This window comes from Streptomyces sp. TRD_SC_5 (assembly GCF_056836825.1).
On sequence record NZ_JBWZZS010000001.1, the window covers coordinates 785,943 to 797,814 of the forward strand.

At 66.5% G+C, this 11,872-nt stretch carries 8 protein-coding genes; 6 read left to right on the top strand and 2 right to left on the bottom strand.

Annotation, left to right across the window (positions count from 1 at the left end; genetic code table 11):
- Window positions 1-2: 2 nt before the first annotated feature.
- The 5 genes from AC1P0E_RS03700 (at window position 3) to pabB (ending at window position 6,408) form a co-directional block, all read left to right on the top strand.
- Window positions 3-929, top strand: coding sequence for a diiron oxygenase (locus AC1P0E_RS03700; protein WP_482740712.1), 927 nt, complete (start codon window positions 3-5; stop codon window positions 927-929).
- A complete protein-coding gene (gene folP / locus AC1P0E_RS03705) occupies window positions 929-1,828 on the top strand; it encodes a dihydropteroate synthase (protein WP_482740713.1) in 900 nt (299 codons plus the stop codon). The genes AC1P0E_RS03700 and folP overlap by 1 nt, the downstream gene beginning before the upstream one ends.
- Window positions 1,821-2,231 carry a VOC family protein gene (locus tag AC1P0E_RS03710; RefSeq protein ID WP_482740714.1) on the top strand — a complete coding sequence of 137 codons (411 nt, stop codon included), beginning with the start codon at window positions 1,821-1,823 and terminating at the stop codon, window positions 2,229-2,231. Before folP ends, AC1P0E_RS03710 begins: the two co-directional genes overlap by 8 nt.
- Before the next feature lie 117 nt (window positions 2,232-2,348).
- Window positions 2,349-4,055 carry a non-ribosomal peptide synthetase gene (locus AC1P0E_RS03715; RefSeq protein ID WP_482745639.1) on the top strand — a complete coding sequence of 569 codons (1,707 nt, stop codon included), beginning with the start codon at window positions 2,349-2,351 and terminating at the stop codon, window positions 4,053-4,055.
- A 256-nt stretch (window positions 4,056-4,311) separates the two neighbouring features.
- Complete coding sequence (pabB, locus tag AC1P0E_RS03720; protein ID WP_482740715.1) at window positions 4,312-6,408, top strand: aminodeoxychorismate synthase component I; 2,097 nt, start codon at window positions 4,312-4,314, stop codon at window positions 6,406-6,408.
- Window positions 6,409-6,764: 356 nt separating this feature from the next.
- On the opposite strand, the gene AC1P0E_RS03725 is transcribed toward pabB, so the two are convergent.
- Entirely contained in the window at window positions 6,765-9,512 is a 2,748-nt protein-coding gene (locus tag AC1P0E_RS03725) for a SpoIIE family protein phosphatase (protein WP_482745640.1), read from the bottom strand.
- 1,463 nt (window positions 9,513-10,975) lie between these two features.
- Here AC1P0E_RS03725 and AC1P0E_RS03730 point away from each other — a divergent pair.
- A complete protein-coding gene (locus tag AC1P0E_RS03730; protein WP_482745641.1) occupies window positions 10,976-11,299 on the top strand; it encodes an IS66 family transposase in 324 nt (107 codons plus the stop codon).
- A gap of 74 nt (window positions 11,300-11,373) precedes the next feature.
- Here the strand turns inward: AC1P0E_RS03730 and AC1P0E_RS03735 are convergent, their stop codons facing one another.
- Window positions 11,374-11,829 (bottom strand): DUF6326 family protein, encoded by a 456-nt coding sequence (locus tag AC1P0E_RS03735; RefSeq protein ID WP_482740716.1) that lies wholly within the window; start codon window positions 11,827-11,829, stop codon window positions 11,374-11,376.
- Window positions 11,830-11,872 lie beyond the last annotated feature (43 nt).

Genomic DNA, 11,872 nt, shown 5'->3' on the forward strand with positions numbered 1-11,872 from the left:
TCATGCCAACGGGAGTTGGTCAGCCACCAGTCGCGGGAGTGGAACGGGACCTGCTGTCCCAGTTGACCCGTCGCTGGTCCCAACGTGTGTCCGTCAAGCGTGACGAGCTGGACCTGGACGAGCACTTCGCCCCCCATCGGCCGGATTTCCCCGAGCGGCTCGTGCCACTGGCCGCACTGGAGTCGTTCACCGCTGCGGACGAGCAGGCCAAATCCCGGATGCTGTCTGCCGCCTGGGTTGCCTACAACGCCAAGACGACCGCAGTCGAGGAGGAAGTGATCCTCCCGGCTTGCCGGCTGCTGCTGGGCAACCGGCTACCAGGCCGCCGCGACGAGACTGCGCGCCGAGCCATGCACCAGACCGTCATCGACGAGCACCACCACATCCTGATGTGCATGAATGCCGCAGGTGTCACTCGCCGTCGGCGGGAACTGGAACACCTGCACTTCCCGGCCGATTCTTGGCACGTCGTGCGGTCGCTGCGCGGCCGGCTGGCCGGACTGTCGGCCACCGAGGCAGACCTCGTCACCCTCGGCTACGCGCTGGCCGCCGAAATGACCATCAACGCCTTTCTGCTCACGGTGTCGCAGGACTTCGCCATCCAACCCATGAACCGCTTGACCGTCGAACTGCACCGCCAGGACGAAAGCGGACACGCCGTGGTCTTCCGGGAACTGGCCATTGGCCTCTTCCGGGAGCTCGCCCCCGACGAGCGTGGACTGCTGAAGGAAGCGCTCAGAGACGGTGTCGCGGCTTTCCGGGCTTCCGACCACGCTCCATGGACGAATGTGGCCGCAGTCGGCGAACTCCACGTGGAAGAGGGAGAGCTTGCCGAGGCCGTGAACTCGGCACCGAGCTTGCCGCGCGACACAGGCCCCCTGCGCCGCCTCCTGGAAGAGCTCGGCATCGCCAAGGAGTACACGCTGTGATGCCTGTGCAGGCCCGGAGCCTCGGCCACCTCTTCGAGTGGGGCTCGCGTACCTATGTCATGGGCATCCTGAACATTACCGAGGACTCCTTCTCGGGAGACGGCGTGCTCGGCCCGGGCGAGAACTTGTCGACAGCGGTCGTCAGGCGGGCCCGGGAACTCCTCGCCGCCGGTGCCGACGTGCTCGACCTGGGGGCCGAGAGCACACGTCCGGGCTGCGAGGAGCTGCCGGCCGAGCTCGAGGCGGAGCGCATCGCGGCTGCCGTCAGCGCGCTGCGGGCCGAAGAGATCACCGTCCCGCTGTCCGTCGACACCTCACGCCGGCTACCAGCCCGTGTCGCCTTGGAGCACGGCGCCGACATCATCAACGACATCAGCGGTCTCGCCAGAGACCCAGGACTGCTCGACGTCCTCGTCGAGCACCAGGCAGCAGCCGTGCTCACCCACAACCGCATGGACCACAGACAGACGGTGTACGACCCGAGACTCGGAGGGTCCTACCGAGGCGTGGACACCGCTGATGTCGTCAGCGACGTGGTCAACGGGCTGGAGGAGCTGCTCGAGCGGACGGACCGTGCAGGCCTGCCTCGGCGGCAGACGATCGTCGACCCCGGTATCGGCCTCGGCAAGAACACCCAGCAGAACCTGGAACTGAGCGCGGCGATCCATGCCTTCAAACGGCTCCACCGGCCCATCCTCTACGGGCCGTCCCGCAAAGCCTTCATCGGGCATGTCCTTGACGTGCCCGTGCACGACCGGGTCGAAGGGACAGCGGCCACCATCGCCATCGGTATCCAGCAGGGTGCCGACATCGTGCGCGTACACGACGTACGGGAGATGACTCGGGTGGCGCGCATGGCCGACGCCATCACCCGGCGCCACGAAGAGAGGGGTGACTGACCCGATGTTCAACTACCTGGCACTCAAATGCGAGCGCCTCGAAGAATGCCTGTCGTTCTACACCTCTCTCGGCTTCCTCTTCCAACCGGAGACTCATGAGCGCGTACCGCTGCACTACGCCGCGCGCCGCAACGGCCTGACCTTCGAACTGCACGGCGCGGCCTCTCGGGGCGACTTCACCGGCGACGGTACGCGGCTGGGGATGGCCGTGCCGGATGTTCACCTCGCTACGGCAACCGCACAGGAGGCCGGAGCCCAAGTCCAGTTCCCGCCCACGTCAGGGCCGTGGGGCCTGCGCGCCGTCCTGATCGATCCGGACGGCCGCCGAGTGGAACTCACTGCCGTGCCGCAAGACCAGCTCGACACCCCCGCACAGCCTGCACCGTCCGACGTGCCGCAGTAGAAGGCTTCAGATGACATCACTGCCCATACACCCTCATCTGCTCATCGAGCAGGCAACCGCCCAGGCCCCTCAAGCGGTCGCGATCCGCAGCAACGGCGCTGACATCACCTTTGGGGACTGGACAACGCGGCCCAGGCGATACGCAGAAAACTGGCCGCGGTCGCAGTGGGACCGGAGGACCGCGTCATGATCCTCGCCGAGCGTACGCCGAACGGCGTCGCGGGGCTTCTGGGTACCCTCAAGGCCGGAGCTGTCTGCGTCCCGGTCGATCCCAACGAGCCAGTCGACCGGCTGCGGCACATGGTCGAAACGGCTGCTCCCCGGGCCGTTGTCGCTACGACGAACGCCGGCCTCCCCCACCAGGTACTGCCCAAGGACACCCCTGTCGTTGCGGTGACAGCCGAGGACTGGAGTTCCGAACAACAGGAGGAGACCGGCGGGCACCCGGCTGTGGACGCGGACTCCCCCGCGTTCATCTTCTTCACCTCCGGCTCGACGGGCCACCCACAGGCCGTGGTGCACTCACACCGCTCTGCCGGCACCACCATGCTGCCCGCTTCCGCCGACGACGGCCCACTACCGCACGATCGGGTGCTCGGAATGGCTCCCATGGGGTCCATGCGGACCATCCCGGAGCTCTACCTGCCGCTGGCCGCCGGCGCCTGCCTGGTCCTCGCCAAACCCGGCGGCCACCGCAACGTCGCCTACCTCGCCCGGCTCACGCGCGAAGAAGCGGTGAGCGTCCTGTGTGTCACACCGTCACTACTGAAGCTCCTGGTCGAGCAGGACGCCTTCGGTAAAGCCGACCGCCTGCGGCTGGTCCACTGCAGTGCGGAACCCCTCACCCCGGAACTCGCCTCCCGGTTTCTCGCCATGCACGCTGCGAAACTGCGCAACGTCTACGGACAAAACGAATGCTCAGCAGCCGTCCTCACCTGGCCGTACACCCGACAAACAAGCAGGAGACGCGTGCCCCTGGGAGTCCCCGGCCCGGCCGCCAAAGTCCACCTGCTCGACGACAACCTCAACCCTGTGCCCGATGGCGAAATCGGGGAACTCCACGTCAGCGGCCCCTCTCTCGCCCTTGGATACCTCAAGGACCCCACGCGCACCTCTCTGAAGTTCACCTCCATCACCGCACCCGACGGAACGCCAGTACGCCTCCTTCACACGGGCGACCTCGCGCGGCGTGGGGCCGACGGCGTGTACTACGCCGCGGGCCGCAGGGACGACCAGGTCAACGTCAACGGCTTCCGCGTATCTCCCCTGGAAGTGGAACGAGCCCTGGAATCACACCCAGCGATCCGGTCGGCCGCCGTCGTCGCCGCTCCACCCGGCCATGGCGACCGCGAGCCCGTGCTCACGGCTCACGTCGTCCCCGAGACCCCGGACACGGGTCTCACCCTTGCTGCACTGCACCACTTCCTCGAGTCCAGGCTTCCCAACCCCATGCACCCCCGCAGCTTGGTCCTGAGGCCGGAACTGCCCCTGCTCCCCAGCGGCAAACTCGACCGCCGGGCACTCGCGCTGTTGAGGCCTCCGCCCGCCCCGGAACCAGCGGCCGTCACCCCCCGAACCGGCGCAGCGGAATCCCCGAGCTCCTCCTTGGTCATTCAAGCGGTGCAACAACTTCTCCACATAGACCGACCCAGCTCGCAGGACAGCTTTTACGCACTGGGCGGCACCTCGCTGGACTTGATGCGACTGGTCACGCAGTTGAACCGGAGTACCGGAAGCGACATCGACATCACGCTCCTGGGCACCGACCCCACGCTCAGCGCCATCACCTCAGCAGTCGATACCGCAGTACGCAACGACGCATGAGCTGCTCGAAGCCCTGGGCGAGCCCAGCGCGAGGGAATCCGCGTCGGCATCTCGCGGTCACCTTCGCCGGAGACCACCGGGATGGTGATGCTCAAGGGAATCCCCTTCCATCCGAGGCATTCAGAAGCCGGCGCCGTGATGGTGACATCGGCGCTGCGCGGGAAGTTCATCGACAACCCGCCCTCTCGCCAAGAGTTTCTCTCATTGCTCACCTTGAGGTCAGGCACGGAGTTCGGATTCAGTCCATAGGATCGGTATGAGAATCCTTCTCGTCGACAACTACGACTCGTACACGTACAACCTGTGGCAGCTCCTCGCGGAAGTAAATGGACAGGAACCGGTTGTCATCACCAACGACGCTTCTTCCTGGAGCGTCAACCAACTGGACGCGTTCGACAACGTCGTGATCTCCCGGGGGCCCGGGCGACCCAAGCGTTCCTCGGACCTGGGGCATTCTCTGACGATCGTCAGGCAGACCACCCTGCCGGTGCTCGGCGTGTGCCTGGGCCACCAGGCCATCGCCCATGCGGCGGGCGCCTCGGTGGATCCTGCTCCCGAGCCCAGGCACGGACATCTCAGCCGAATCCAGCACGACGGAAGTGCACTGTTCAGAGGAATACCGCAGGGTTTCCAAGCCGTGCGTTATCACTCCCTTTGTGTGAACGGGCGCATGCCGAGCGACCTAGAGGCCACGGCATGGGCGGAAGACGGAGTCCTCATGGCGCTGAGGCATCGCCGCCTACCACAGTGGGGGGTCCAGTTCCACCCTGAATCCATTGCGAGTGAGCATGGATTGCGCTTGCTCGGAAACTTCCGCGATCTCACGCCCCCGCGTACGAGAGAAACGGTCGACCTCGTTTCTTCCACGTCGAGGGCACCAGCATCCCAACGGGCGAGAACGCTCGGCAGCACATGGCGGACCCTGCCCACCACGGTCGACACAGAAGCGGCGTACCGTGCGCTGTACGGCGAAAGCACGTACGCGTTCTGGCTGGACAGCAGCCGGGTCGAGTCGGGGCTCTCCCGCTACTCCTACCTCGGCGACGCAGCCGGCCCACTCGGCGAAGTGCTCACCTACCGAGTGACCGACCCCTTCGTGCGTATAGCGCACAGCAACGCCACACACACCGAGGAGCCAGGCGATGTCTTCGAAGTGCTGCAGCGACGTCTCGACGCAATCCGCTTCGAGAGTGAGGAGTTGCCCTTCGACTTCACCGCGGGGTACGTCGGCTACTTCGGCTACGAGCTGAAGGCGATCACGAGCCCGACGAAGAACAGGCACTCCGCCGACACCCCGGACGCAGTCTGGCTCTTCTCCGACCGATTCGTGGTAGTCGACCACGCCACCGGTTCCACTCACGCGGTGGCCATTCATGAGGTCGGGGATGCAGCGCGTAAGAACGCAGCTGACTGGGTGGACACGACTCTGACGACCTTGGCGACCCTGCTGCCCACTCCGGACAGTGCCGTAGAAACAACGGCGACTCCGCAAGGGGAGACCGCAGCCGCTCGCGAACTGTCCCGCAGCCCACACCAGTACCTGTCCGACATCGAGGCGTGCCAACGGCAGCTCGTCGCGGGTGAGAGTTACGAGGTTTGCCTGACGAACAGTCTCCGAGTTCCTTTTCGGGGACGGGACCTCGACTTCTACCGCCGTCTGCGCTCCCTTAACCCTGCCCCCTTCGCGGCTTTGCTCCGAGCCAATGAAGTAACCGTCTTCAGCAGCTCCCCGGAACGATTTCTACGGGTGCAGAAGAACGGAACCGTCGAAAGCAAGCCGATCAAAGGTACCGCCCCACGGTCAACCGACCCGGCCCAGGATGAGGCACTGAGGAACGCGCTCACCACGGATCCGAAGACCCGTGCCGAAAACCTCATGATCGTGGACCTTATCCGCAATGACCTCGGGCGTGTGTGCATGACGGGAAGCGTGCATGTGCCGGCCCTCATGGAAACCGAAACGTACGCCACGGTCCATCAGCTCGTGTCAACGATCACCGGCACTCTCCGTCCTCATATCTCCCCAGTTGAATGCACCCGCGCCTGCTTCCCCGGCGGCTCCATGACCGGAGCACCCAAGGTGCGGACCATGGAAGTCATCGACTCACTGGAGACCACGGCCCGCGGAATCTACTCCGGGGCGCTCGGTTACTTCTCGATCAACGGAACAGCCGACCTGAGCATCACTATCCGGACGGCAATCCGCCACGGGGACGAACTGTCCATCGGCGCCGGCGGTGCGGTCGTCCTGGACTCCGACCCCGTGGACGAACTCAACGAAATGCTGCTGAAGATGAATTCGTCACTACGCGCCTACCAGGAGCCGCAGGCAGAGCGGCGCGAAGCCACCTGACATCTGGAGACCGCACACGACCAGCAAATCATGTATGTGCCGGCCGGAGGGTGAGCCGGGCGGCTGAGGGCTCCGCGGCGAGGGAAAGACGGATGAGGACGCCCCTGATCATCGCGGACATGGCCCGGGTCCGGAGGAACTTCACCACCATCACGGTCCCGCCTCAGCAGGTCCGGGCCTCCGCCGCAGACTCGTGGCAGAGATCGCGCGCCACTGCTCGCTGGATGAGCGGATCGCGGCCAACCACCTAGAGATCGGGACGCGTCGGTGCCGACAAGCGCGCGGACATCATTTCGTGGGGGTGCGCCACAGTGTTTCGTAACTTATCCGCTGGTCACGGGACAGCCGGGCCCATCTCACCACGCTGTGTCATCCCATTGGTCGAGCAGAGCCTCGGTGGGGACGTCGTCGGCGGCGCCGGCGCCGCCGTGCAAGGGTTGCTCAGCCCAGATGACCTTGCCGTTGTGGGTGTAGCGGGTGCCCCATCGATCGGCGAACTGGGCCACGAGAAACAGGCCGCGTCCGCCCTCGTCCGTGGTGGCCGCCCGACGCAGGTGGGGAGATGTGCTGCTGCCGTCGGAGACTTCGCAGACCAGAGTGCGGTCGTGCAGCAGCCGGACCCGGATGGGCTGGGCGCCGTACCGGATGGCGTTGGTGATCAGCTCGCTGAGGATGAGCTCAGTGGCGAACGCCAGCTCCCCCAGCCCCCATGCGTCCAGCTGTCGGGCGCAGTTGGCGCGGAGGGGACCGACGGCCGCAGGGTCTGTGGGCACGTCCCAGGCGGCGACCTGGTCGGGGGCGAGAAGCCGGGTGCGGGCCACCAGGAGGACGATGTCATCGCTGGGGCGCTGGGGCAGCATGGCCTCCAGTACGGCAGCACAGGTCTGCTCCGCGGTGGGGTCCGCCCCGGCCGTGGCCAGAGCCGTGTGCAGCATGTGCAGACCGGCATCCACGTCCCGGTGGCGGCCCTCGATGAGGCCGTCGGTGTACAACACCAGGCGGGATCCCTCGGACAGCTGCAGGTCGACACTCTCAATGGGCAGGCTGCCGGCGAGGCCCAGGGGCGGGGAGACGGGCACCTCCGGGAAAGTGACGTGGCCGTCGGGGTGAACCAGCGCGGGCCCGGGGTGACCGGCGCTTGCCAGGGTGACCCGGCCCGCGATGGGGTCGTAGATGGCGTACAAGCACGACGCTCCCGTGACCGACACGTCGTCGCTCTCGTCCGCCTGGTCCTGGTCGATCTGGATCACGAGCTCGTCCAGGTGACCGAGCAGCTCGTCCGGCGGCACGTCGAGGGTGGAGAAGTTGTGCACAGCGGTACGCAGTCGGCCCATGGTGGCGGCGGCGTGCAGGCCATGGCCGACGACGTCCCCGACGACCAGGGCCACCCGGGCGCCGGGCAACGGAATGACGTCGAACCAGTCGCCGCCCACTCCTGCCTGGGCGGGCAGGTAGCGGTAGGCGACCTCCAGGCCGCTTTGTTGGGGCACGCCGCTGGGCAGCAGGCTGCGCTGGAGGGTGACCGCCAAGGTGTGCTCGTGCGTGTAGCGGCGGGCGTTGTCAATGGCCAGGGCGGCGCGGGCCGTCAGCTCCTCGGCGAAGGACACGTCCTCGTCGTCGAACGGTTCGGAGGTGTCTCGGCGCCAGAAGTTCACCAGTCCCAGGGTGCCGCTGCGGGCCCGCAGCGGCACCGTGACGAGCGAGTGAATGCCGTAGTCCAACACCTGCTGGGCACGCTCGGGATCCTGAGCCCGCCAGCCTTCGGCGGCCGCCAGGTCGGCCTCCAGCACGGCATGGCCGCCCGCCACGCCGACGGCCATTGGGGTATTGGGGTCCCAGCTGATCAGCTCGCCCACCGGATGGAGGGGCTGGTCGGTACGGACACCGAAGACGGCAGCGCGGCGCATGCGGCTGCCGGCCGGTGCCTCTCCGCGCAGGACCGGCTCCAGCAGCTCGACAGTGACGAAGTCGGCGAACTGGGGAACAGCCACCTCCGCCAGCTCCTCGGCGGTGCGCACCACGTCCAGGGTGGTGCCGATCCGCACCCCAGCCTCGTAGAGCAACTGCAGGCGTTGGCGGGCCACTTCGGCCCTGCCCGCCAATGCCCGCAGTTCGGTGGTGTCCCGCAACGTCACCACGCTGCTGACCGGTCCTCCGTACCCCGCAGTGAGCCGCTTGTTCACCGCCAGCAAGCGATCACCCGCCAGATGTACCTCGTCGGTGGCGGCCCGTTCCGAGGCGAGCAGCTCCGTCACGCCGGCCTCCAGGCCCAGCTCCCCCATGTGCCGCCCCTCGGCATCCGTCGGCAGATCCAGCAGCCGGCGCGCCTCGTCATTGGCCAGCAGCAGCCGCCCGTCCGCCGCGACGATCAGCACGCCTTCGCGTACCGCGTGGAGCACCGCGTCATGGTGCTCGTACATTCGCGTCATCTCAGAAGGCCCAAGGCCACGGGTCTGCCGCCGAAGCCGTCGGCTCACCAGCGCTGTGCCACCCGCGGTTACGACCAGGGCGCCGGCCGCGCCGCTCAGCAGGACCGGCATCTGGCGGTCCACCGTGTTGCGTACCCGCTCGGTCGTGATCCCGGCCGCCACAACACCGAGGAATGCGCCGTCGGCGCTCATAACGGGAACCGTCGACACCACAGAAGGGCCGGCGGATGTCGGGATGGTAGTAGTCACTGTCTCGCCGGCCAGCAACCGCGCGTCGACGGGTTCGGTTACGCGCTTGCCGATCCTGCTCGGGTCGGTGTGCGCGATGCGGACCCCGTCCTTGTCGAACACCGCGAGGAACGCGCCGCTGGTGCCCTTCAGGGCTCCCACGACCTTCGGCTGAAGCTGCGCAGTCGCATCGGGACTGCCGATCGCTTCTGCCGCTCCTGAGGCCTGCTCAAACGTCACGGCGACGGCGAGTGACCTCTGGCGCGCCTCGCTGTCACTGTCGCGCCGGGCCTGCAATACAAGAGCCACCGCGGCAGCGATGACGAGCAGTACCACAACCGCCACCTGCAGCCAGAACACTTGCCCGGCGAGGCTGCGCACGCCCAGCAGAGCGCGCAGGCGTCGCCCCGGTTGCTGATTCCCACCGGACGTCGACCGTGGAATCATCCCGGGGAGTACCCGGGACGACGAGCCCGAGGAGCGACCAAAACGTCCCGTCATGCCCCAGTTGTAGCATGGCGGGGTGGCTGGATCTCCATCCTCCGGACGCGTTCGGCCTGCTTGAACCCGGTATCAGCACGAAGTTCGTCGGCTTTCTGAGTGCGCATGTGAGGGTCGCTGTCAATGGTGGCGATGACCTTGTCGAGACGGCTGCCCACAAACGACCCCAAGCCCTTGACCACCGGTGCCTACATCGAGATCCAGGCGCACGCTGACGAATGGCAAGACTCCGGCATCACAGCTGTGCCAACGCAGCTACAGGCTCCCCGAAGCCCTCGACAAGTCCCGGTCCGGTCGAGTCTCAGCAGAGCCCCGACCTGCCCACCGGCCTGGCTTACCGCCAGTAAGCAAGATCAACGAGCGTCACGAGCGTCATTTCAGCGTCAAGATATCGTCTGAAACGCCCACACCGCCCATAACGCGCACCCACAAAACCGCAGGTCAGGCGCCCTACTTAACCGGCTCCAGGATCGCCACGCACTCCACATGATGAGTCATCGACAACACGTGGACCCAGCAGTCATCACATGTTCGGCATGCGTGCGGCCACAGACCACGCTACCGAGAGTGTGCCCGACAGCGTCCGGGCGTCGCGGGCCGGGGACACCGCGGTGGGGCGGCCGGGGTACCACGAGAGAACTACCACGAATACACCATCGCGCCACACCAGGGCCAGCCGAGCCCGCTCACGTCACCCTCAGCCACGCCGTTCCGGTCCGTAGGGGCTCCATCCCCTGAGGTGCGGCTTGAGTCCTCCGGCGTGGGTTCACGCGTGTGCGGCATCTCTGGAAGCCCGCTCAAGGGGTCTATCGACCTAACGTACCCCCTTGCCCACTCCAACCAGCGTCGAGCCGAGTCCAGAGCCGAGTCGTCCACGGCGCCGTCCAACTCGCCGATACGACGTTCCAATGCCATGCAGTACGCACTGAGGGCAGCGGCCTCTTGCCAGCACCCGGCCTCCTCGCGTAGCACCCGGGCAAGTTGTTCGCGAACAGCTTGTTCCTTCGCCACGTCCATGGCTGCTTGCCAACGAAGTTCGCGTCCTGCCCTGGCCTGCTGTTCATCCCGCCGCCGCCGAGCGTCCTCGACAGCTCGTGCCTCGATCTCTCCAACGATCACGCCCAAGGCTTCTTCAAGCGTCCGGCTCTTCCGATCCCGCCAGCGACCGGGCCGACCGGTCAGACCATGGGCAAGCTCCACGACGAGACGTGCGGAGCGCTCCGGATCCGTGGACTCCGGGAACTCCTGCCTGATGGTGACGATATACGCGAAGCCGTCGACAGCGACGTCCACTCCGCCCTCGCGCGGGAAGCACCGTCGACACCGCGATCACGCAGGGCGCGGCCGGCCTGTCCACGAACACGAGCCAGAGCCTGCGGGATCTGTATCTCAACACCGCGCAGCAGGGCATCGACGCGAACACCCCCGGGACCGCCGGCCGCAGCCACGACGCCTACAAGCTGGCGAAACGGATGCGTGAGCGAGTCGATCAAGTCCTCAACTTCACCCTGGACTTCCACGTCGAGTGGACCAACAACCCAGCCGAGCAGGCGATCAGGATGGCCAAGCTCCAAGCCAAGATCAGCGGGAGCTGGCGCAGCATGCGAGGACTCACCGCGTTCTGCCGCGTCCGTTCCTACATCGCCACGGCCGAAGCCCACAGCGTCGAGGTCTTCACAGCCCTACGCAACGCCTTTCTGGGCGATCCCTGGAGCATCGCCACACCGGCATGACCATCAGGTCATCGCTGAATGGACCGTGCCCGCGGGTGGCGCGAGCGAAGGATGGTCGGGCGCGGGGCGGGCAGTCACGCCTGCTGCGGCCTGCGGAGTGGCTCGCTGTCGAGGCTGGCTGCCAGGGTCGCCGGTGATGCGATGCGGCGTGGCCAGGTCCAGGCGGAGCGCAGGATGAAGGCCAGGAGCAGCACCTCGAGTCCGATGGAGAGGCCGTAGAAGTAGAAGAAGGTCCAAGACTCCCCTACCGCGTTGAACATCGAGACGGGGATGTAGAGCGTTGCTACGACGAGGTTGATGGTGCGGTTGACACGGGCGGGCAGTGTCGCGGAGAGCAGGATCATGAGGATCGGGATGGCCATGAGCGTGAGCGCAATGGCGACAAAGGTTGGACCGATGTCGAACTCGTGGACGATGCCGGCCAGGATGTCGTCGACGAAGCCGGGCTTGTACAGGGCGAGGTAGTCGACGTAGATGTAGAGGAACATGAAGCTGGTCCATGCTGCTGCGAGCTTGGCCTGCACGGGCATGCGCAGATCTTCCAGCGTGCTCTGGGACGGCGGATTCTCTAGT